20 protein-coding genes and 1 pseudogene are annotated in these 21,727 nt (G+C 73.1%); 8 read left to right on the top strand and 13 right to left on the bottom strand.

The features are described from left to right. Positions 1-4 precede the first annotated feature (4 nt). The 6 genes from ACIQD7_RS02620 (at position 5) to pssA (ending at position 6,410) form a co-directional block, all read left to right on the top strand. Positions 5-2,017, top strand: coding sequence for a protein meaA (locus tag ACIQD7_RS02620; RefSeq protein WP_121829073.1), 2,013 nt, complete (start codon positions 5-7; stop codon positions 2,015-2,017). After that, the gene (locus tag ACIQD7_RS02625) at positions 2,014-2,988 is read left to right on the top strand and encodes a CoA ester lyase (RefSeq protein ID WP_121829072.1); all 975 of its coding nucleotides are present in this window, start codon (positions 2,014-2,016) and stop codon (positions 2,986-2,988) included. Before ACIQD7_RS02620 ends, ACIQD7_RS02625 begins: the two co-directional genes overlap by 4 nt. A gap of 5 nt (positions 2,989-2,993) precedes the next feature. Further along, positions 2,994-3,518, top strand: coding sequence for a MaoC family dehydratase (locus ACIQD7_RS02630; protein ID WP_402438775.1), 525 nt, complete (start codon positions 2,994-2,996; stop codon positions 3,516-3,518). Between the two features lie 2 nt (positions 3,519-3,520). Continuing rightward, positions 3,521-4,726 carry an acyl-CoA dehydrogenase family protein gene (locus ACIQD7_RS02635; RefSeq protein WP_389665370.1) on the top strand — a complete coding sequence of 402 codons (1,206 nt, stop codon included), beginning with the start codon at positions 3,521-3,523 and terminating at the stop codon, positions 4,724-4,726. Between the two features lie 168 nt (positions 4,727-4,894). Next, positions 4,895-5,551: a phosphatidylserine decarboxylase gene (locus ACIQD7_RS02640; RefSeq protein WP_121829069.1), complete on the top strand. Its 657-nt coding sequence runs from the start codon at positions 4,895-4,897 to the stop codon at positions 5,549-5,551. Then, positions 5,544-6,410, top strand: coding sequence for a CDP-diacylglycerol--serine O-phosphatidyltransferase (pssA, locus tag ACIQD7_RS02645; RefSeq protein ID WP_121829103.1), 867 nt, complete (start codon positions 5,544-5,546; stop codon positions 6,408-6,410). Before ACIQD7_RS02640 ends, pssA begins: the two co-directional genes overlap by 8 nt. A gap of 64 nt (positions 6,411-6,474) precedes the next feature. On the opposite strand, the gene ACIQD7_RS02650 is transcribed toward pssA, so the two are convergent. The 7 genes and pseudogenes from ACIQD7_RS02650 to ACIQD7_RS02680 form a co-directional block, all read right to left on the bottom strand. Beyond that, the gene (locus ACIQD7_RS02650; RefSeq protein ID WP_402439690.1) at positions 6,475-6,990 is read right to left on the bottom strand and encodes a GNAT family N-acetyltransferase; all 516 of its coding nucleotides are present in this window, start codon (positions 6,988-6,990) and stop codon (positions 6,475-6,477) included. Between the two features lie 78 nt (positions 6,991-7,068). After that, a pseudogene (locus tag ACIQD7_RS02655) lies at positions 7,069-7,494 on the bottom strand (GNAT family N-acetyltransferase); the annotation flags it as partial. Between the two features lie 143 nt (positions 7,495-7,637). Further along, a complete protein-coding gene (locus ACIQD7_RS02660) occupies positions 7,638-8,903 on the bottom strand; it encodes an ABC transporter substrate-binding protein (RefSeq protein ID WP_402438778.1) in 1,266 nt (421 codons plus the stop codon). Further along, a complete protein-coding gene (locus ACIQD7_RS02665) occupies positions 8,900-10,003 on the bottom strand; it encodes a branched-chain amino acid ABC transporter permease (RefSeq protein ID WP_402438780.1) in 1,104 nt (367 codons plus the stop codon). The genes ACIQD7_RS02660 and ACIQD7_RS02665 overlap by 4 nt, the downstream gene beginning before the upstream one ends. Positions 10,004-10,239: 236 nt before the next feature. After that, the gene (locus ACIQD7_RS02670; protein ID WP_383402505.1) at positions 10,240-11,130 is read right to left on the bottom strand and encodes a branched-chain amino acid ABC transporter permease; all 891 of its coding nucleotides are present in this window, start codon (positions 11,128-11,130) and stop codon (positions 10,240-10,242) included. Beyond that, complete coding sequence (locus ACIQD7_RS02675) at positions 11,127-12,044, bottom strand: ABC transporter ATP-binding protein (RefSeq protein ID WP_402438782.1); 918 nt, start codon at positions 12,042-12,044, stop codon at positions 11,127-11,129. The genes ACIQD7_RS02670 and ACIQD7_RS02675 overlap by 4 nt, the downstream gene beginning before the upstream one ends. Continuing rightward, the gene (locus tag ACIQD7_RS02680) at positions 12,041-12,859 is read right to left on the bottom strand and encodes an ABC transporter ATP-binding protein (RefSeq protein ID WP_402438784.1); all 819 of its coding nucleotides are present in this window, start codon (positions 12,857-12,859) and stop codon (positions 12,041-12,043) included. Before ACIQD7_RS02680 ends, ACIQD7_RS02675 begins: the two co-directional genes overlap by 4 nt. A 198-nt stretch (positions 12,860-13,057) precedes the next feature. Here ACIQD7_RS02680 and ACIQD7_RS02685 point away from each other — a divergent pair, with 198 nt between their 5' ends. After that, positions 13,058-14,257: a PucR family transcriptional regulator gene (locus ACIQD7_RS02685; RefSeq protein WP_390756072.1), complete on the top strand. Its 1,200-nt coding sequence runs from the start codon at positions 13,058-13,060 to the stop codon at positions 14,255-14,257. Between the two features lie 31 nt (positions 14,258-14,288). On the opposite strand, the gene ACIQD7_RS02690 is transcribed toward ACIQD7_RS02685, so the two are convergent. After that, complete coding sequence (locus tag ACIQD7_RS02690) at positions 14,289-15,437, bottom strand: glycerate kinase (protein ID WP_402438787.1); 1,149 nt, start codon at positions 15,435-15,437, stop codon at positions 14,289-14,291. Positions 15,438-15,549: 112 nt separating this feature from the next. Here ACIQD7_RS02690 and ACIQD7_RS02695 point away from each other — a divergent pair, with 112 nt between their 5' ends. Continuing rightward, positions 15,550-17,241: a BCCT family transporter gene (locus ACIQD7_RS02695; protein WP_402438789.1), complete on the top strand. Its 1,692-nt coding sequence runs from the start codon at positions 15,550-15,552 to the stop codon at positions 17,239-17,241. A gap of 89 nt (positions 17,242-17,330) precedes the next feature. Here ACIQD7_RS02695 and ACIQD7_RS02700 read toward each other — a convergent pair whose 3' ends face one another. The 5 genes from ACIQD7_RS02700 to ACIQD7_RS02720 all read right to left on the bottom strand — a co-directional run bounded on the left by ACIQD7_RS02700 (position 17,331) and on the right by ACIQD7_RS02720 (position 21,694). After that, a complete protein-coding gene (locus ACIQD7_RS02700) occupies positions 17,331-17,534 on the bottom strand; it encodes a type II toxin-antitoxin system VapB family antitoxin (protein WP_121829062.1) in 204 nt (67 codons plus the stop codon). A 40-nt stretch (positions 17,535-17,574) separates the two neighbouring features. After that, on the bottom strand, positions 17,575-18,075 hold the full coding sequence (locus ACIQD7_RS02705) for a methylated-DNA--[protein]-cysteine S-methyltransferase (RefSeq protein ID WP_402438791.1): 501 nt from the start codon (positions 18,073-18,075) through the stop codon (positions 17,575-17,577). A gap of 12 nt (positions 18,076-18,087) precedes the next feature. Then, positions 18,088-19,563 (bottom strand): AlkA N-terminal domain-containing protein, encoded by a 1,476-nt coding sequence (locus ACIQD7_RS02710; protein ID WP_402438793.1) that lies wholly within the window; start codon positions 19,561-19,563, stop codon positions 18,088-18,090. 81 nt (positions 19,564-19,644) lie between these two features. Beyond that, positions 19,645-20,265, bottom strand: a complete 621-nt coding sequence (locus ACIQD7_RS02715) for an L-threonylcarbamoyladenylate synthase (protein ID WP_383402482.1) — start codon at positions 20,263-20,265, stop codon at positions 19,645-19,647. Between the two features lie 10 nt (positions 20,266-20,275). Next, complete coding sequence (locus tag ACIQD7_RS02720; RefSeq protein WP_121829058.1) at positions 20,276-21,694, bottom strand: NAD(P)/FAD-dependent oxidoreductase; 1,419 nt, start codon at positions 21,692-21,694, stop codon at positions 20,276-20,278. Positions 21,695-21,727: the final 33 nt, after the last annotated feature.

Raw genomic sequence — 21,727 nt, forward strand, 5'->3', positions numbered from 1 at the left:
ATAGATGACTGAGCGCCAGAAGGACCGTCCGTGGCTCATGCGGACGTACGCCGGTCACTCGACCGCCGAGGCGTCCAACGAGCTGTACCGGCGCAACCTCGCCAAGGGTCAGACCGGCCTCTCGGTCGCCTTCGACCTGCCGACGCAGACCGGATACGACCCCGACCACATCCTCGCCCGCGGCGAGGTCGGCCGGGTCGGAGTCCCCGTCTCGCACCTCGGTGACATGCGCCGGCTGTTCCAGGACATCCCCCTGGAGCAGATGAACACCTCGATGACGATCAACGCCACGGCGATGTGGCTCCTGGCGCTCTACCAGGTGGTGGCGGAGGAGCAGGGCGCGGACGTCACCAGGCTCCAGGGCACCACCCAGAACGACATCGTGAAGGAGTACCTGTCGCGCGGGACGCACGTCTTCCCGCCCGGCCCCTCCCTCCGCCTCACGACGGACATGATCACCTACACGGTGAACAGCATCCCGAAGTGGAACCCGATCAACATCTGCAGCTACCACCTGCAGGAGGCCGGGGCCACTCCGGTCCAGGAGATCTCGTACGCGATGTCCACCGCCATCGCGGTGCTGGACGCGGTCCGGGACTCCGGCCAGGTCCCGGAGGACCGCTTCGGCGAGGTGGTCGCCCGCATCTCGTTCTTCGTGAACGCGGGCGTCCGCTTCGTCGAGGAGATGTGCAAGATGCGCGCCTTCGGCCGCATCTGGGACAAGGTCACCCTGGAGCGGTACGGCATCGAGAACGCCAAGCAGCGCCGGTTCCGCTACGGCGTACAGGTCAACTCGCTCGGCCTGACCGAGGCCCAGCCGGAGAACAACGTCCAGCGGATCGTCCTGGAGATGCTGGCCGTCACCCTCTCCAAGGACGCCCGCGCGCGGGCCGTCCAGCTCCCCGCCTGGAACGAGGCCCTGGGCCTGCCCCGGCCCTGGGACCAGCAGTGGTCGCTCCGCATCCAGCAGGTGCTCGCCCACGAGTCCGACCTCCTGGAGTACGAGGACATCTTCGCCGGCTCGCACGTCATCGAGGCCAAGGTCGACGCCCTCGTCGAGGAGTGCCTGGCCGAGATCGACCGGATCCAGGAGATGGGCGGCGCGATGGCCGCCGTCGAGTCCGGCTACCTCAAGTCGCAGCTCGTCTCCTCGCACGCCGAGCGGCGCGCCCGGATCGAGGCCGGCGAGGAGAAGATCGTCGGCGTCAACATCTTCCAGTCGACCGAGGAGAACCCCCTCACCGCCGACCTGGACACCGCGATCATGACGGTGGACCCGGCGAACGAGGCGCGGGTCGTCGCCGCCCTCCACGAGTGGCGCGACAACCGCGACGAGAACCGCGCCCAGGAGTCCCTGGCCGCGCTGAAGGCGACGGCGGCCGGCGACGGCAACCTCTTCGCCGCCACCCTGGAGTGCGCGCGTGCGGGCGTCACCACCGGGGAGTGGTCCTGGGCGCTGCGGGACGTCTTCGGCGAGTTCCGCGCCCCGACGGGCGTCTCCTCCGCCCCGGTCGCGGTGACCGCCGAGGCGGGCACGCCGCTGGCCCTCGTCCGCGAGAAGGTGGCGCGGACCGCCGAGGAGCTGAACGCCGGACGGCTGCGGCTGCTCGTCGGCAAGCCCGGTCTCGACGGGCACTCCAACGGAGCCGAGCAGATCGCCGTACGCGCGCGTGACGCCGGTTTCGAGGTGGTCTACCAGGGGATCCGGCTGACCCCCGAGCAGATCGTCAACGCGGCCCTGGCCGAGGACGTGCACTGCGTGGGCCTGTCGATCCTCTCCGGCTCGCACGCCGAGCTGGTCCCGGACGTGCTGGAGCGCCTGCGCGAGGCGGGCGCCGCCGACATCCCGGTCATCGTCGGCGGGATCATCCCGAACGCCGACGCCGCAGAACTGAAGCGCGCGGGTGTGGCCGCCGTCTTCACACCGAAGGACTTCGGTATCACGGAGATCATCGGCCGTATCGTCGACGAGATCCGGAAAGCGAACAAGCTCGATCCCCTGGAGGTCCCCGCATGACCAGCCCCGCGTCCCCCGTGAACCGGCTGCGCCCCCGCCGTTCCTGCCTGGCGGTCCCCGGCTCCAACCCGCGCTTCCTGGAGAAGGCCCAGGGCCTCGCCGCCGACCAGGTCTTCCTGGACCTGGAGGACGCCTGCGCCCCGCTGGCCAAGCCCGAGGCGCGCCACACCATCGTGAAGTTCCTGAACGAGGGCGACTGGACCGGCAAGACGCGCGTGGTCCGCGTGAACGACTGGACAACCCACTGGACGTACCGGGACGTCGTCACGGTCGTCGAGGGCGCCGGCCAGAACCTCGACTGCATCATGCTGCCGAAGGTCCAGGACGCGCAGCAGATCGTCGCGCTCGACCTGCTGCTCACCCAGATCGAGAAGACCATGGGCTTCGAGGTCGGCAAGATCGGCATCGAGGCGCAGATCGAGAACGCCCAGGGCCTGACCAACGTCAACGCGATCGCGCAGGCCTCCCAGCGCGTCGAGACGATCATCTTCGGCCCGGCCGACTTCATGGCCTCCATCAACATGAAGTCGCTGGTCGTGGGCGAGCAGCCGCCCGGCTACCCGGCCGACGCCTACCACCACATCCTGATGAGCATCCTGATGGCCGCCCGCGCCAACAACCTCCAGGCGATCGACGGCCCCTACCTCCAGATCCGCAACCAGGAGGGCTACAAGGCCGTGGCCCGGCGGGCCGCCGCCCTGGGCTTCGACGGCAAGTGGGTGCTGCACCCGGACCAGGTCGCCGCCGCGAACGAGATCTTCTCGCCGTCGCAGGAGGACTACGACCACGCCGAGCTGATCCTCGACGCGTACGACTACTACACGTCCGAGGCCGGCGGGAAGAAGGGCTCCGCGATGCTCGGCGACGAGATGATCGACGAGGCCTCCCGCAAGATGGCCCTGGTCATCTCCGGCAAGGGCCGCGCCGCCGGTATGCAGCGCACCAGCAAGTTCGAGATCCCGGAGGCCTGAGTCCCATGCAGTTCGGCCGCACGTACGAAGAGTTCGAGGTCGGTGCCGTCTACAAGCACTGGCCCGGGAAAACGGTCACCGAATACGACGACCACCTCTTCTGTCTGCTCACGATGAACCACCATCCGCTGCACATGGACGTGAACTACGCGGAGAACACGACGGACTTCGGCAAGAACGTCGTCGTCGGCAACTACATCTACTCGCTGCTGCTCGGCATGTCCGTGCCGGACGTCTCCGGCAAGGCCATCGCCAACCTGGAGATCGAGTCGCTGCGGCACGTGGCGCCGACCTTCCACGGCGACACGATCTACGGCGAGACGACGGTCCTCGACAAGACCCCGTCGAAGTCGAAGAACGACCGCGGCATCGTCCACGTCGAGACCAAGGGCTACAAGCAGGACGGCACCCTGGTGTGCGTCTTCCGCCGCAAGGTGATGGTCCCCACCGAGACGTACATCAAGGAGCGCGGCGGCGAGCAGCCCGGCCGCCCCGTGCTCGTCGAGCCCTCCAAGAAGACGGAGAAGTAGTCATGGCGCGACTCGCCCAGACCCACGGTCTGACCGACGTCCAGCAGGAGATCCTCGCCACCGTCCGGGACTTCGTCGACAAGGAGATCATCCCGGTCGCGACGGACCTGGAGCACCGCGACGAGTACCCCCAGCAGATCGTGGACGGGCTCAAGGAGCTCGGCGTCTTCGGCCTGATGATCCCCGAGGAGTACGGGGGCCTGGGCGAGTCGCTGCTCACCTACGCGCTGTGCGTGGAGGAGATCGCCCGCGGCTGGATGTCGGTCTCCGGCATCATCAACACCCACTTCATCGTGGCGTACATGCTCAAGCAGCACGGCACCCAGGAGCAGAAGGAGTACTTCCTTCCGCGGATGGCGGCCGGCGAGACGCGCGGCGCGTTCTCGATGTCGGAGCCGGCCCTCGGCTCGGACGTGTCGGCCATCACGTCGAAGGCGGTGAAGGACGGCGACGAGTACGTCCTCAACGGCCAGAAGATGTGGCTGACGAACGGCGGGACGTCCTCGCTGGTGGCCGTTCTGGTCCGGAGTGACGAAGGACACCCCGAGGGCACCGCGCCCCACAAGTCGATGACGACCTTCCTCGTGGAGAAGGAGCCCGGCTTCGGAGAGGTCCGCCCCGGCCTCACCATCCCCGGGAAGATCGACAAGATGGGCTACAAGGGCGTCGACACGACCGAGCTCATCATGGACGGACTGCGCATTCCGGCCAATCGTGTACTCGGCGGGGAAACCGGCCGGGGGTTTTACCAAATGATGGACGGTGTCGAGGTCGGGCGCGTGAATGTCGCGGCCCGTGGCTGCGGCGTCGCTCAGCGTGCGTTCGAGCTGGGTGTCTCGTATGCCCAGCAGCGTCACACTTTCGGCAAGCCGATCGCCCAGCACCAGGCGATCCAGTTCAAGCTGGCCGAAATGGCTACCAAGGTCGAGGCCGCTCATGCGATGATGGTCAACGCAGCACGCAAAAAGGACTCCGGGGAACGAAACGACCTCGAAGCAGGGATGGCGAAGTACCTCGCCTCCGAGTACTGCAAGGAGGTCGTCGAGGACGCCTTCCGCATCCACGGTGGATACGGGTTCTCGAAGGAGTACGAGATCGAGCGCCTCTACCGCGAGGCCCCGATGCTGCTCATCGGTGAAGGTACCGCCGAGATCCAGAAAATGATCATTGGTCGTCGGCTGCTCGAGGAGTACCGATTCCAGGGATGATTGTCGCTTTTGAGCCGGTAAGGCCGCGAAGAAGATCACACCCTGTGTTCGTCTTCCGGCCTCCGACTCGGTTCCTGGCTTGCCCAGTTGCGCCCCGCAACCGATAGCATCGCCGGAAAGCCGCCGTCCCCGTTGCCTGCGCGGCATCATCCGCTACGAAGGTCATCCATGCCCCACAGCCAAACCTCTGCACACCGCGACAGCCTCAAGGGCGTACGCCTCGCGCGCGGAGCATCGCCGTGGCTCCTGCCGACCGTCGCCACCGCGGCGCTCAGCCTCGTGCGCGCCCGCGGCTCGCGGCGCGCCGCGGCCATCGCCGTGCCGACCACCGCTCTCGCGGCCGGCATGTTGTGGTTCTTCCGCGACCCCGAGCGCGAGATCGCTCAGGGCCGGGTCATCTCCCCCGCCGACGGCGTGGTGCAGAGCATCATGCCGTGGAAGGACGGGCGCACCCGGGTCGCCATCTTCATGAGCCCGCTGAACGTCCACGTCAACCGCGCGCCGCTGGCCGGCACGGTGACGTCCGTGGAGCACGTCCCCGGTGGGTTCGTCCCGGCGTTCAACAAGGAGAGCGAGAACAACGAGCGCGTCGTCTGGCACTTCGACACCGAGCTCGGCGACATCGAGATGGTGCAGATCGCGGGCGCCGTCGCCCGGCGCATCGTGCCGTACGTCCCGCAGGGGACGAAGGTCGAGCAGGGTGACCGCATCGGCCTGATCCGCTTCGGCTCGCGCGTCGACATCTACCTCCCCGAGGGCGTCGAGGTCGCGGTCGAGGTCGGTCAGGTCACCACGGCGGGGGTGACTCGCATTGACCGTGATTGACCCCGACACACGGGCGGCCGACTGGGCCGCCGACACCGGGACCGAGTCGGCCGAAGAGGCCGAGGAGATGCCGCTGTCGCTGAGGCTGTCCATAGCGGACGCCCTCACGCTCGGTAACGCCACGTGCGGCTTCATGGCGGTGTACTTCACCACCACGGGCATCCTCATCCCGCACCTGACGGGCAGCAGCGAGACCGGCATGGCGCGCAACAGCGCCGCCACCGCCGTGATCCTCATGCTGTGCGCGGCGATCTTCGACCTCTTCGACGGGATCGTGGCGCGCAAGCTCCGCTCGTCCCCGATGGGCGCCGAGCTGGACAACCTGTCGGACCTGATCAGCTTCGGTCTGGCCCCGGCCTACTTCGTGCTCGTGTACGGGATGGTCGCGGACGATGCGCAGCAGAAGGTCTCGGCGGTGGCCGCGATCGTGGTGCTGCTCGCGGTGGTCCTCAGGCTGGCGAGATTCTCCTGCGTGACCATGAAGGACGGCATGTTCCAGGGGATGCCGAGCCCCTTCGGCGCGCTGACGGTCGTCTCGATCGTGCTCCTGGAGCTCCCGTTCATCCCGACGCTGCTCGCGATCATCGGGGTGGCCTGGCTGATGGTGAGCCGGGTCGAGTACCCGAAGCCGCGCGGCGTGCTCGCGGTGGCGATGCTCAGCTGGATCGTCGGCGCGATGGGGATGCTGGCGGCCTGGGCGTTCGACGCCCCGGGCGGGCAGTTCCTGCTCCAGACCGGCTGTGCGCTCCAGGTCGTGATGGGCGCGGTCATCCCGCTCTTCGCGACGGCCCGCCGGGTGAACACCTTCCGCGGCAACCGGCGCGAGAGCCGGGAGGCGCGGGCGGCGCAGCTGCCGTAGCGGACGGTACGCGTACGAAGGGCCCCGGGAGGCTATACGGCCTCCCGGGGCCCTTTCGCGTGCCCTAGCCGAGCCGCTTGTAGTACAGCGTGGTCGCGCGGAGGGTCCCGGCCGGGTCGGCGGCGTACTCCGGGATCGTCCCGGCGGCGGTCCAGCCCGCGCCCCGGTAGAGGCGCTCGGCCGGGCTGCCGGTCTGCGTGTCCAGGACGAGCAGGGTGAGGCCGGTGGCGGCGGCGTGCGCCTCGGCCGCGGCGAGCAGCCGCCGTCCGAGGCCCCGGCCCCGGGCGGAGCGGTGGACCAGGAGCCGGGCGATCTCGCCCCGGTGCCGGCCGTTGGCGGCGCCGGTACGGACGAGGGTGACGGCCCCGGCCGGGCGCCCGTCGCCGTCCAGGGCCGCCCAGACGTCCCGTACGCCCTTCTCGGCCTCCCCGGCGGCCCGGAGCCACCAGGAGGCCGCCTCGGCGGCGTCCAGGGGCGCGAGGAAGCCGACGGAGGCCCCGCCGTCCACGGCGTCCACGAGGAGCGCGGCGAGGCCGTCGGGGGCGTGGTCGCGGACGGCGTCGGGGGTGAGGCGCGCGATCCGGTCGGCCGCGAGCGGCTTCTCCAGGCAGAGGAGGTCGGGGCGGGCGTCCCAGGAGGGGACGGTCTCGAAGCCGAGGCTCCGGTAGAGGGCCAGCGGCTCCTGGCGCCAGTTCCAGACCGTGAGGCGCACGGCGGGCGCTCCGAGGGCGGCGGCCCGGCGCAGGGCCTCGGCCACGAGGGCCCGCGCGAGGCCCTTCCGGCGCTCCCCCGGCTCGACCCAGAGGCGCTTGACCTCGGGCGTGCGCCCCTCACGGGGAGCCTTCAGGACGACGCAGCCGACCGGCCCGTCCCCGCCGTGCGGGGTGGCGAGCAGGACCGTGTCGGCGGCGAACGCGGCGGCCGGGTCCTCGGCCTCCCCCCGGTATGTGGCCGGAAGCCCGGCGACCGCCGCCACGGGCGTCCCCTTCTCCGCCTGGTTGGCCAGGTGGTAGGCGCCCAGCAGGCCGGCGAGGTGCGGGTGGGAGCGGTTCTCCTCGATGAGCGGAGCGATGTGCGGCTTCATGCGCCCGAGCTTCACATCCGTGTGTTTCCGGGAGGTGACGATCCTCCCGGGCCTTCGGTGCCGGCGCCCGTGCGCGTACGGGCCGCGGGCGCCGTGGGCCCGGGGCGTGATGGACGCCCCGGGCCGTGCGGTCGACCGGGCCCCTACGGGGTGTAGCTCTTCGCCGCGTCCGAGACGAAGGGCTGCCGGACCGTGCGCATCCCGCCGGGGACGGACTTGTCCGGCTGGATGATGACGGACTCGCGGGAGGAGGGCGCCTTCGGGTCGCCGAGGTTGTGGGTCATGCCGAAGCCGGCGTCGTGGGCGGTCAGGGTGAGGAGGGCCTTTCCGACGCCCTCGCGGGTGAGGTCCTTGTCGGCGCAGGCCTTCTTCAGGGCCTCGCCGAAGACGCTCGCGGCGGTCCAGCCGGCGACGATGCCGTTGTCGAGGGCCTCGCCCGGGTAGGCCGCCCCGTAGTCGGTCACCAGCTTCTTCGCGGCCGGGGTGTCCGCGCCGATGGGCAGGCTCGGGGAGGCGAACCAGTACATCTTCTCCAGGGCGGGTCCGGCCTGGGTGCCGAGGAGCTGCGGGGCGAAGGCCGAGTTGTTGCCGACGACCGGGACCCTGAGGCCGGTGGCGGCGGCCACGCCGACGAGGGAGGCGGCCTGGCGGGGGCCCGCGCTGATGACGACGGCCTTGACCCCGGCCTGCTTGAGCGCCGCGACCTGCGCGGACATGTCGTTGTCGGTGGGCTTGATCTTCTGCTCGACGACGGTCAGACCGGCCTTCCCGGCCGCGTACTTCGAGCCCTTGAGGGCGTTCTCGCCGTAGTCGCCCTCGAAGTAGACGTGGCCGAGCTTGTCCCCGGCCTTGAGGCCCTTCTCCGTCAGGAGGAAGTCGACGGCGTTGATCGTCTCGACGTCGTACGTGGCGCCCAGGACGCGGATGTACGGCGAGCCGAGCAGCGAGGCCGACCAGGCCTGCGGGAGGACGAGGCCCTTGTCCTGGGCGTCGACGCGCTGCTTGACGGCGGCGACGAACGGGGAGCCGATGAACTGGGCGTAGCCGACGACCTTGGGCTCCAGCTCGGTGTAGGCGGCGAGCGCCTTCTGCGGGTCGTAGCCGTGGTCGCGGACCGTGAGCTCCAGCTGTCGGCCGCAGATCCCGCCGGCGGCGTTGACCTGCTTCACGTACAGCTGCTGGGCCTGGGTGACGCTCTTGCCGAGGGTGGCGTACACGCCGGTCATGTCGGTGAGCGCGCCGACCGCGATCGTCTTGTCGGTGACGCCCTCGCCGGTCTTCACCCCGCCCGCGCCGGTCTGCTCGCCGTCCCCGGTCTTCGCCTTGGAGCTGCATCCGGCGGCGGTGAGGGCGACCAGGGCGGCGAGCGCGGCGGCCAGGCCCCGCACGGCCTGTCGTCTGTGGTTCATCGTGTCTCCCCTGAGGGTTCGGTGGACGTGGGGGTCTCGGGTGCCCGGGGCGTCCGGGCGGCCAGGCGGGCCAGGCCGCCGGGCAGGAACAGCACCACCGCGACGACGGCGGCGCCGTACAGGTAGCGGGCGGCCTCCCCCGGGGCGATCCCGCCCGTCCCGGGGGCGGAGACCAGGGGCAGGGCGTCGCTGTAGCGGGTGAGGAGCTGGGGCAGGAGGGAGACGAAGACGCCTCCGGCGACCGCCCCGGCGACCGAGCCGAGGCCGCCGATGACGATCATGGCCAGGTACTCCAGGGAGAGCGCCATGCCGAAGTACTCGGGGACGGTCCGCTGGAAGACCAGGGCGAGCAGGACACCGGCCAGGCCCGCGTACATCGAGGACAGGACGAAGACGGCGGCGCGGTGGCGGGCCACCGGGATGCCCATCACGCCGGCGGCGATCCGGTGGTCCCGGATGGCGTTCATGGCGCGCCCGGGGCGGCCCCGGAGGACTCCCCTGGCGAAGAGGACCCCGCCGAGGAGCAGGGCGAGGCCGAGGTACCAGAGCTTCTCGACGGCGCCGAAGGGGACCTGGGCTACGAGCAGCTCGCTGTCGTCGAAGGCGAGGCCGAAGAGGGAGAGCGGCGGGACGGCGCGGCCGTTGTAGCCGCCGGTGAGGTCGTGGGCGTTGAAGAGGACGTGCTGGCCGATGAAGATCAGCGCGAGGGTGGCGATGCCGAGGTACGCGCCGTGCAGTCGTCCCGCGATGGGGCTGAACACCCCGCCGGCCAGGCCCGCGAGGGCGACCGCGAGGACGGCGGCGAGCCAGCCGGGCAGGCCGAGTCCGGCGAGTCCGTCGGTGCCGTCCCCGGCGAAGGCGCAGTAGCCGTAGGCGCCGACGGCGAGGAAGAAGGCGTGTCCCATGGAGAGCTGGCCGGTGGCGCCGGTCAGCAGGTTGATCCCGATGGCGCCGAGGGCGGCGGCCATGGCGAACAGGCCGGCCTGGAGCCAGAAGCGGTCCAGGTAGAAGGGCAGGGCGAGCAGGACGAGCCCGGCGGCGGCCCCTCCGTACACGGCGGGCCGGACCCGGAGGCCGGGGCGGGCGAGGGTCTCAGACACGGGCGGTCTCCTTCGGGCCACCGGGGCGGGCGGGCTCCCCGGACACGGACGCGGACCGGTTGCCTCGGGCCGCCGGGCGGGCGGTGCGCGGAAGGTTCACCGGGCAGGCTGCGGCGCGGGGAGGGGACGCCGGGCCCGTGGCGACGTGCGGAGGGGTTGCCCGGTGTGCGGCGGCATACGGAGGGGACGCCGGGCGGGCAGTGGTGTACGGGCGGATCGTCCGGCGGGCGGGGGTCTCAGACACGGGCGAGCTCCTTCGTGCCGAAGAGTCCGGCCGGGCGAATCAGGAGGACCGCGACCATGACGAGGTACGGGGCGAGGTCGCCGATCCCCCGGCCGAGGAACGCCAGGTCGCCCTGGTAGCCGGTGGCGAGGGACTCGGTGACGCCGACGAGGAGGCCGCCGACGAGCGCGCCCGTGGTGGAGTCGAGGCCGCCGAGGATCGCGGCCGGGAAGGCCTTGAGGGCGGCGAGCGAGGTGGCCCGCTCCAGGCCGGGGGTCGGGAAGACGGTGAGGAAGAGCGCGGCGACGGCGGCGAGGCCGCCGGCGACCGCCCAGGCGCCGAGCGAGACCCGGCCGAGCCGGATGCCCATGAGGGCGGCGGTCTCCTGGTTCTCGGCGGCGGCCCGCATGGCGACGCCCCAGGAGGTGTACCGGAAGGCGAGCAGGAAGGCGGTGATGAGGAGGGCCGCCGCGAGGAGGGCGGCGATCCGGGTCTGGGCGATCGTGACCGGCCCGACGGTGACGACGGCGTCGCCCCAGGGGTCGCCGAGGGCGAGGATGTCGGTGCCGATCCGGCGGGTCAGCTCGGTGGCGAGCAGGATGTCGACGCCGATGGTGACGATGGCGAGGACGCTGTGGTCGGCGCCCCGGTGGCGGCGCATGACGAGGAACTCGACGGCCGCGCCGACCACCGCCGCGCCCGCGATGCCGGCGAGCAGGGCGGGCCAGAAGCCGATGTCGTCGTGGAGGACGGCGGTGACGTAGCCGCCGGCCAGGAGGAGCGAGGCGTGGGCGAAGTTGACGACCTCCGTGGCGCGGAAGATGACGACGAAGCCGAGGGCGATGAGGGCGTAGATCGAGCCCAGGGAGACGCCGTTGATCAGGAACTCCGCGAAGGTGCTCACGCGGCGGACTCCTCTCCGAGGTAGGCGCGGACGACCGCCGGGTCGTTCTGTACGTCGGCGGGTGCCCCGTCGGCGATCCGGCGGCCGAAGTCGAGGACGGTGACGGAGTCGGCGAGCCGCATCACCAGGCCCATGTCGTGCTCGACGAGGAGGACCGAGATGCCGAGGCCGTCGCGGACCCCGGCGATGACGGAGGCGGTGCGGCGCCGCTCGTCGGCGGTCATCCCGGCGACGGGCTCGTCCAGGAGCAGGAGCCGGGGCTCCATGCAGAGGGCGCGGGCGAGTTCGGCAAGCTTCTGCTGTCCGTACGGGAGGGAGCCCGCGGGCCTGGAGAGCTGTCCCTCCAGGCCGACGAAGGCGGCGATCTCGCGGACCCTGGCCCGGTGCCGGGCCTCCTCGCGGGCGGCGGAGGGGAGCCGGAGTCCGGCGGCGAGGAAGCCGGTGCGGGTGAGCCGGTGGCGGCCGAGCATCAGGCTGTCCTCGACGGTGGCGCGGGGCGGCAGGGCCAGGTTCTGGAAGATCCGGCCGACGCCGAGGTCCGCGATCCGGTGCGAGGGCAGGCCGGTCAGCTCGTGCTCTCCGAGGCGGACGGAGCCGGAGGTGGCGCGGTAGACGCCGGAGAGCACGTTGAAGCAGGTGGACTTGCCGGCGCCGTTGGGGCCGATGAGGGCGTGGACGGTGCCGGGCCGGACGGTGAAGCCGACGGCGTCGAGGGCGGTGAGCCCGGCGAAGCGGACGGTCAGGTCGCGGACGTGGAGGGCGGGGACGTCGGGGGCGGGGCCCTGTGCGGGTCCCGGCGGCGGAGGCTGCGGTGCCGATCCCGGGTCGGGTCCCGGCAGTGGAGGCTCCGGGAGTTGCGGTGTCGATCCCGGGCCGGGTCCCGGCGGCGGGGGCTCCGGGGGCTGCGGTCTCATCGGGTCTCCTCCCAGCGGGTCAGGACCGGGTGCGCGGTGGCCGCGCGGGCCGCGTCGGCGGCGGCGTCCTCGTCCACCACGCCCAGGTAGCGGCGGCGCACCTCGTCGGAGGCGGCGAGTTCGGCGGCGGGTCCCGCGAGGGTGACCTCGCCGACCTCCAGGACGTACGCGAGGGAGGCGAGCCGCAGCGCGAGCGCCGCGTTCTGCTCGACGAGGAGCACCGCCGTGCCCTGGGCGTTGATCTCGCGGACGGCGTCCGCGATCCGGGCCGCCATCAGCGGGGCGAGGCCGAGGGAGGGTTCGTCCAGGAGGAGCAGGCCCGGCGCGGCCATCAGGGCGCGGCCGACGGCGAGCATCTGCTGTTCGCCGCCGGAGAGCAGTCCGGCGGGCTGGCGGGCGCGCTCGGCGAGGACCGGGAAGAGCTCGTGGACCCGACGGAGGGCGGCGGCCCGGGAGGCCCGTCCGCCGCGCCGGCCGAGCGCCCCGGCCCGCAGGTTGTCCTCGACCGTCATCCGGGCGAAGACCTGGCGGCCCTCGGGCACCTGGGAGACGCCGGCGGCGACGACCCGGTCGGGCGGCAGTCCGTCGAGCGGCAGTCCGTCGCGGCTCACCGTGCCGGAGACCACGGCGCCGCCGTGGAACTGCAGGGTGCGCGAGACGGCCCGCAGCAGGGTGGACTTGCCGGCTCCGTTGCCGCCGAGGACGGTGACGACGGCGCCCGCGGGCACGGTCAGCGACACCCGTCGCAGCGCGCGCACCGGTCCGTATCCCGCCGTCAGGTCCGTGACCTCCAGGGCGGGTGCGGTACCTCCCATGGCTCCCCTTTCCCGGGCCGCCCACGTCGGTCCGGCCGTTCGGTGGCGCTCACCCCAGCACCGCACCGGACCGCGCGTCCACGCCCGGCGGCCGAATCGCTGCCGTTGACCAGCGGGCGCGGCGGCGGGCTGTGCACGCGCACAACGGTGCGCGTCAGGGGGTGTGCGAAGGGGCCCCGGGCAGGGGATCCTCCCGGCATGGGACGGCGCAGAAGACGGACCGGTGACGACTGGAAGGTGCTCGCACGGGCGTGCGCGGACCTTCTGGAGCGGGTGCCGGAGCTGGTCGACGAGCACCTGAGGGAACTCCACGCGTACGAGCCCGCCTACGGGCGGATCCTGCCGTACGACCAGCACTGGCAGGAGGCCCACGAGGCGATGCGGATCGGGATCGAGATGATCTCGGCGCCCCGGAACTCGCCCCGGCGGGACCTGGAGCACGCCGACGGGATGGGCCGGCGGCGGGCCGCGCAGGGGATGCCGCTCGAACTGGTCGTGCACGCCTACCGGCACGCCGGGCACCTGGTGTGGGACGCGCTGATCGAGGGCGCGGGGTCGGACGCGGCGCACCTGGCCGCCCTGATGCAGTCGGCGACGACGGTGTGGTCGGCGGTGGACGCGCAGGCGGACACGGCGTCGGAGGCGTACCGGGAGACGGAGCTGGAGCTGCGCAGCCGTACGGACGAGCAGTTGCAGGCGCTCCTGGACGCGCTGCTCCAGGGGCAGCGCTCGCCGGAGCTGGTGGCGCGGGCGGCGGCGGGCCTGGACCTGCCGGAGCAGGGGCGGTACGCGGTGGTGGTGCTGCGCTACGACCGGCGGGAGGAGCGGGAGGCGTTCCACCGGCAGGTGCAGGGCGAGGGGGTGCGGTTCCTGTGGCGGATGGGCGCGGACTGCGAGCTGGGGGTGGTGGCGCTCGCCGGTGACACGGGTCTGGACGCCCTGTCGGAGCTGCTGGACGGGCGGTGTCCGGGGCCGGGCGGGATCAGTCCGGTGGTGGTGGGCCTGACCGAGCTGGGCCGGGCGCGCCGTCTCGCGGAGCTGGCGCTGCGGACGTGTCCGCCGGGCAGCCGGCGGATCGTGCGGCTCGACCGGCGGATGACGGGGGCGCTGGTGGTGGGCCAGCCGGAGATGGCGAGCCTGCTGGTGTCGGACGTGCTGGGCGGTCTGCTGGAGCTGGATCCGGCGGACCGGGCGGTGCTCCTGGAGACGCTGGACGCGTGGCTGGAGTGCGAGGGCTCGGCGGGGCGGGCGGCCGGGCGGCTGTACTGCCACCGCAACACGGTCTTCAACCGGCTGCGGCGGCTCGAACAGCTGACGTCCCGGTCGCTCTCCCGGCCGCGGGACCTCACGGAGATGACGCTGGCGCTGGACGCGTTCCGGCTGACGGGGCCGGGGTGACCGGGCCCCGTCCCCGTAGGCCCCGGAGCGGCTACTCCAGGAAGTCCCGGGCGATGTCCGCTGCGGCCTCCTCCAGGAGCGGGCCCGCGTTCGCCATGGACTTCGCGGGGTCCGGCTCCCGGGCGGCGAGGGGGTAGGCGCGGCGGATGCCGGCCCGGCCGAGGGCTTCGGCGGGGAGGGCGAGACGGCCGCAGACCGCGACGACCTCCTTGCCGGCCGCGCGGGCCGCCGCGGCGACGCCCGCCGGGGCCTTGCCGTGGAGGGTCTGCTCGTCGAGGGAGCCCTCGCCGGTGATGACGAGGGTGGCGCGCTCCAGGGCGGGGGCGAAGCCGAGGACCTCCAGCATCAGCTCGATGCCGGGGCGGAAGCTCGCGCCCAGGATGAGGGCGCCGTAGCCGATGCCGCCGGCGCCGCCCGCGCCGGGCGCGAGGGCGGCCTCGGCCGCCTTGGGCCCGATCGCCTTCTCCAGGACGGTGGCGAAGTGGGCGAGGGCCGCGTCGAGGGTGCGGACGTCGTCGGGGGTGGCGCCCTTCTGCGGTCCGTAGACGGCGGGGGCGCCCTTGGGGCCGGTGAGGGGGTTGTCGACGTCGCTCGCGAGGATCAGGTCGACCTCGGCGAAGCGGGGGTCGAGGCCGGTGAGGTCGGCCGTGGCCAGGTCAGCGAGGGGCGCCCCGCCGGGGCCGACGGGCTCGCCGGCCGCGTCGAGGAAGCGGGCGCCGAGCGCGGCGAGCATCCCGGCGCCGCCGTCGGTGGTGGCGCTGCCGCCGACGCCGAAGACGACGGTGGTCGCACCGGCGTCCAGGGCCGCGCGGAGCAGTTCGCCGGAGCCGTACGTGGTCGCGGTCAGCGGGGCGAACTCGCCGGCCGGGAGGAGCTGGAGTCCGGAGGCCTCCGCCATCTCGACGACCGCGGTGGTGCCGCGCAGCGCGAACGCGGCGGTGACCGGCTCGCCGAGCGGCCCCGTCACCGTCACCTCGTGGCGCTCGAATCCGGCCGCGACGGCCGCCGCGACGGTGCCGTCGCCGCCGTCCGCGACGGGCAGCGTCTCCACCTCCAGGTCGGGGACGACCCGTCGCAGGCCCGTCGTGACCCGCTCGGCGACCTCCACGGCCGTGAGCGAACCCTTGAACTTGTCGGCCGCCACGAGCACGCGAGCGACCGTTGCTGCTCCGTCCGTCACCTTGCATCCCTTGCTTTCGAACGTGCAGTCGCGCCGCCGCCGACCCTATCCGGAGCCCCGGACGGCGTGCCACCCCCTGATGTGCGGATATTCCGCACCATAGTGGGGTCGCATGAGCACGGAACCGAGCGAGCGCGCCCCGGCGGATCCGGACGGGCGGTACGCACCCGACGGCAAGGTCATCGGCATCGGGGTCGCGGCCGTCGTCGCGGCCGTGGCCTGGGCGGCCCTGGGCGAGGACTCCTTCGACAGCGCCTCGTCCACGGCCCTGGACTGGGTCCTCTCCAACTTCGCCTGGCTGTTCGTGGTGGCGGCGGACGTCTTCCTGGTGCTGTGCGTGGTCCTCGCGCTGAGCCGGTTCGGCCGGATCAGGCTGGGCCGGGACGACGACGAGCCCGAGTTCACGAATCTGGCCTGGATCGCGATGATGTTCAGCGCCGGCATGGGCATCGGTCTGATGTTCTACGGGGTCGGGGAGCCGCTCCAGCACTTCCTGGACCCGCCGCCGGCGAGCGGGGCCTCCGCGGGGACGGGCGCGGCGGCCCTCAACGCCATGGAGTACTCGTTCTTCCACTGGACGCTGACCCCGTGGGCGATCTACGGCATCACGGGGCTCGCCCTGGCGTACGCGGGCTTCCGCAAGGGCCGGGGGAACCGGCTGAGCTCGGCCTTCGTGCCGCTGATGGGGACACGGCGCGCGGACTCCTGGCCGGGCAAGGCGATCGACCTGCTCGCGGTGTTCGCGACCGTGTTCGGCACGGCGACGAGCCTGGGGCTCGGCGCGCTCCAGGTCGCCGAGGGACTGGACCTGACGGCGGGCGTGGAGAACACCACGGGCGTCCAGCTGGTCATCATCGTGTCGCTGTCGGCGGCCTTCGTCCTGTCGGCCTTCTCCGGCCTCCACAAGGGCGTGAAGTGGCTCTCCACGCTGAACGTCGTCCTCGCGGCCTGTCTGATGCTCTTCGTCTTCCTGCTCGGGCCGACCGTCTACGTCCTGGACACGATCCCGGCCTCGCTCGGCGGCTACCTCCACGAGCTGCTGCCGATGGCCAGCCGGACCGGGGCGTTCACCGACCCCGACTGGCTGGGGACGTGGACGATCTTCTACTGGGCGTGGTGGCTGTCCTGGGCGCCGTTCGTCGGCACGTTCATCGCCCGGATCTCGCGGGGCCGGACGGTCCGGGAGTTCCTGATGGGCGTGCTGCTCGTGCCCTCGGGGGCGACGGTGGTGTGGTTCTGCGTGATGGGCGGCACGGCGATCCGGCTGGAGTCGACGGGCGCGGCGGACCTGGCGGCGACCGTGCAGGACGGGGCGGAGGCCTCGCTGTTCGGGATGCTGGAGGCACTGCCGCTGGGCACGGTCACCTCGGTCGTGGCGATGGTCCTGGTGATGACGTACTTCATCACCAGCGCCGACTCGGCCTCGCTCGTGATGGGTTCGCTGACGAGCCGGGGCTCGCTGCACCCGCCGACCTGGCTGGTGGTGACCTGGGGGGTCCTGATGGCGGCCGTGGCGGCCGCCCTGCTCGTGGTGGGCGGCCTGGACTCGCTCCAGACGGCGACGATCCTGGTGGCGCTGCCGTTCGTGGTGGTGATGCTGGTGCTCTGCTGGGCCCTGGTGAAGGAGCTGCGGGAGGACCCGGGGGCGGGCCCGGCCCGGCACCACGCCCTGCACGGGCTGCGGGACGCGGTGCGGTCCATGGTCGGCGAGGCGATGACCGAGCAGGGCGGCGACCGCCACCCCCGGCTGCGGCGGGCGGCGCGGGCCCGCAGCGACGCGGAGCCTCCGGAGCGGGAGGACTGAGGCCCCGGCCGAGGAGCGGGAGGGCCGAGGCCACCGGCCCCCGGATCCCCGGAGCGGAAGGGACGAGGCCTCCTCCGGGGCCGGTGGGCTCAGCCCTGCTGCGGTTCCGGCGGGACGATCTCGCCGGTGCGGACCGGTTCGTCGCGGCCGGCGACCCGGGCCTCGGTGCGGTGGCCGCGGGCGATGTAGTCGCGGACGACCGCCTCGACGGCGTCCTGCGGGTTGTTGACCCCCGCGAGGACCATGACTTCCACGACGAGTTCGGCGTCGAGCGCGATGTTCACCTTGGCCATGGCGGGAACCTAACACCCCGGCGGCGGAAGGACACCGGGTTCAGAAGAGGGCGTCGGGCTCCCGCGCTCCCGACTCGAAGGCCAGGAGCCGCTGCTTGCGGTCGAGGCCGCCGCCGTAGCCGGTGAGGCCGCCGCCCGCGCCGACCACCCGGTGGCAGGGGACGATGATGCTGACGGGGTTCTTGCCGTTGGCGAGGCCGACGGCGCGGGAGGCGCCGGGATTCCCCAGCTCCTCCGCGAGTTCGCCGTACGTCCGGGTCTCCCCGTACGGGATGAGGCTCAGCCGCTCCCAGACGCGGAGCTGGAACGGGGTGCCGACCAGGTGGAGCGGCAGGTCGAACGCGGTGAGGTCGCCCGCGAAGTAGGCGTCGAGCTGGCGGACCGCCTCCCCGAAGGGGCGCGGGTCGGGGTCCCCGAAGGTCTCCTCGGGCGGGCGGTGGCGCTGGCCGGTCATGTGGACGCGGCTGAGGACGCCGTCGACGGCGACGAGGGTCAGCGGCTCGTACGGGCTGTCGACAACGGTGTGCTGGACGGTGGGCACGGGGTGACCTCCTCAGGAGGGCAGGTGGTTGATCGGGTGGGAGTCGGTGGCCCAGAGGTACTGGACGGCGTAGGCGCGCCAGGGACGCCAGCGGGCGGCGCGGGCGGTCAGCGCGGCCGGGGTGGCGGGCAGGCCGAGGTCCTCGGCGGCGCGGCGGACGCCGAGGTCGCCGGGGAGGAAGGCGTCGGGGTCCCCGAGGGCCCGCATGGCGATGACCTCCGTGGTCCAGGGGCCGAAGCCGGGCAGGGCGAGCAGCCGGGCACGGGCCTCCTCGCGGTCGTCGGCGGGACCGAGGGGCAGCGACCCGTCCGCGAGGGCCCGGACCAGGGTGAGCAGGGTGGTGCGGCGGCTGCGGGGCAGGGCCAGGGTCTCGGGGTCGAGGGCGGCGAGCGCCGCGGGCTCCGGGAAGAGGTGGGTGAGGCCGCCCTCGGGGTCCTCGACCGGGGTGCCGTGGGCGGCGACGAGCCGGGCGGCGTGGGTGCGGGCGGCGGCGGTGGAGACCTGCTGGCCGAGGACGGCCCGTACGGCGAACTCGGCGGGGTCGACGGAGCCGGGCACCCGGCGGCCGGGGGCCTCGTCCACGAGCGGGGCGAGCAGCGGATCGGCGCGCAGCCGCTCGTCGACGGCGACGGGGTCGGCGTCCAGGTCGAGGAGCCGGCGGCAGCGGCTGATCGCGTGGGTGAGGTCGCGCGGGTCGGTGAGGGAGAGCCGGCAGGCGATGTGGTCGGCGCGCGGCGCGAGGGCGACGGTGCCGTGCCCGTACGGGAGGTTCAGGGTGCGGCGGTAGGCGCCGTCCCGCCACTCCTCGACGCCGGGGACGGCGGTGGCGGCGAGGTGGCCGAAGAGGTTGGAGGGTTCGAGGGGCGCGCGGAACGGCAGCCGGAGGGTGATCGCGCCGGAGGCGGGGGCCCGGCGGCCGGCCGGACCGGCGGCGCGGGCGCGCAGCTCGCCGGGGGTGAGGGCGAAGACCTCGCGGACGGTCTCGTTGAAGGCGCGGACGGAGGAGAATCCGGCGGCGAAGGCGATCTCGCCCAGAGGCAGGGGGGTCGTCTCGATGAGGACCCGGGCGGTCTGGGCGCGCTGGGCGCGGGCCAGGGCGAGGGGCCCGGCGCCCAGCTCGGCGAGGAGCTGGCGCTCGATCTGGCGGGTGGACCAGCCGAGCCGCCGGGCGAGACCGGGGACGCCCTCCCGGTCGACGACGCCGTCCTGGATGAGCCGCATCGCGCGGGCGACGGCGTCGGCCCGGACGTTCCACTGGGGCGAGCCGGGGCTGGTGTCGGGCCGGCACCGCTTGCAGGCCCGGAACCCGGCGCGCTGGCAGGAGGCGGCGCTGGGGTGGAACTCCATGTTCTCGGGCTTGGGCGGGACGACCGGGCAGCTGGGTCGGCAGTAGATCCGGGTGGTGCGGACGGCGGTGAAGAACACGCCGTCGAAGCGGGCGTCCTTCGACCGGACGGCCCGCACGCAGCGCTCGGTGTCGGTGTGCATGTCTCCATGATCGGGGGCGGACGGCGCCGGGGCTGGCGGAAAAACGACATGGCCGTCCGGCCCCGGACCCCCCCGGGGCTCCTACTCGAAGCGGGTGGTGTCCCCCGCTCCCCGGCGGACGACCTCGGGCTCGCCGCTGGAGAAGTCGACGACGGTGGTGGGCTCGGTGCCGCAGTCGCCGGAGTCGAGCACGGCGTCGACCTGGTGGTCGAGGCGCTCCTTGATCTCCCAGCCCTGGGTCAGCGGCTCGTCCTCGTCGGGCAGGAGGAGGGTGCTGGAGAGCAGCGGCTCGCCGAGTTCGGCGAGGAGGGCCTGGGTGGCGACGTGGTCGGGGATGCGGACGCCGACCGTCTTCTTCTTGGGGTGGAGGAGCTGGCGCGGCACCTCCTTGGTGGCGGGCAGGATGAAGGTGTACGGGCCGGGGGTGGCCGCCTTGACGGCGCGGAAGACGTCGTTGTCGATGTGCACGAGCTGCCCCAGCTGGGCGAAGTCCCGGCACATCAGGGTGAAGTGGTGGCGGTCGTCGAGGTCGCGGATCGCCCGGATGCGGCTGATGCCGTCGCGGCTGCCCATGCGGGTGCCGAGGGCGTAGCAGGAGTCGGTCGGGTACGCGACGAGCGCCCCGTTCCGGATGCTGTCGGCCACCGCGGAGATGGTGCGCGGCTGCGGGTTGTCGGGGTGCACGTCGAAGTACTTGGCCATGGGGGCCAGTCTAATTTTCGCGGGCGGAGGCGCGCAGCCGCCGCCAGACCGCCTTGGCCGCGTTGTGCCCGGACATGCCGTGCACGCCGGGGCCGGGCGGGGTGGCGGAGGAGCAGAGGAAGACCGCGGGGTGCGGCGTGGCGTAGGGGCGGAGCGACAGGGTGGGGCGCAGCAGGAGCTGGAGGCCGCGGGCGGCGCCGCAGGCGATGTCGCCGCCGACGTAGTTGGCGTTGTGCGCGGCGAGTTCGGGCGGTCCGGCGGTGGCGCGGGCCAGGACGCGGTCGCGGAAGCCGGGGGCGAAGCGCTCGATCTGGCGCTCGATCGCCCCGGTGAGGTCGCCGCGCCAGCCGTTGGGCACGTGGCCGTACGCCCAGAAGACGTGCTTGCCCCCGGGGGCGCGGGAGGGGTCGACGAGGCTGGGCTGGGCGGTGATGAGGAAGGGGGCGTCGGGGGCGGTGCCGGAGGAGGCCTGGTTCAGGGCGGTGCCGATCTCCCCGGCGGTGGGGCCGATCTGGACGGTGCCGGCGCGCCGGGCCTCCTCGGCGGTCCACGGCACGGGGCCGTCGAGCGCGTAGTCGATCTTGAAGGCGGCGGCGCCGTACCGGTAGTGGTCGTAGTGGCCGCCGAAGCCGGCGATCCGGGCGAGGGCGGTGGGCGAGGTGTCGAAGACGTAGGCGCGGGCCGGCGGCAGGTCGTCGAGGCGCTTGACCTCGAAGTCGGTGTGGACGGCGCCGCCGAGGTCCCTCAGGTACGCGGTGAGGGCGTCGGAGATGGACTGCGAGCCGCCCCGGGGCAGCGGCCAGCCGCCGGCGTGGGCGGCGAGCGCGAAGACGAGGCCGACGGCGCCGGTGGCGGGGCCGTCGAGCGGGGCCATGACGTGGCCGACGAGTCCGGCGAAGAGGCCGCGGGCCTTCTCGTCCCGGAAGCGGCGCATCAGCCAGGTGGAGGGCGGCAGTCCGGCGAGTCCGAAGCGGGCGAGGGTGACCGGGTCGCGGGGCAGCGCGGTGAGCGGCAGCTGCATGAAGTCCGCCGCCAGGGTGTCCCACTTGCCGAGGAAGGGGGCGACGAGCCTGCGGTACGCCCCGGCGTCGCGCGGTCCGAAGGAGGCGGCGGTCTCGGCGACGGAGCGGGCGAGGACGGCGGCGGTGCCGTCGTCCCAGGGGTGGGCCATGGGCAGTTCGGGGTGGAGCCACTCCAGGCCGTACCGGTCGAGCGGCATGGTCTTGAAGACGGGCGAGCCGGCGCCGAGGGGGTGGACGGCGGAGCAGGGGTCGTGCCGGAAGCCGGGGAGGGTGAGCTCCTCGGTCCTGGCGCCGCCGCCGACGGTGGGCGCGGCCTCGAAGACGGCCACGGAGAAGCCGCGCCGGGCCAGTTCGACGGCGGCGGTCAGTCCGTTGGGCCCCGCCCCCACGACGACGGCGTCGAGCATCGGCGTCCTGTGCGTCACCTGCGGGCTCCTTCG

Origin of the sequence: Streptomyces sp. NPDC093071 (genome assembly GCF_044754545.1) — a bacterium.
Classification (GTDB): domain Bacteria; phylum Actinomycetota; class Actinomycetes; order Streptomycetales; family Streptomycetaceae; genus Streptomyces.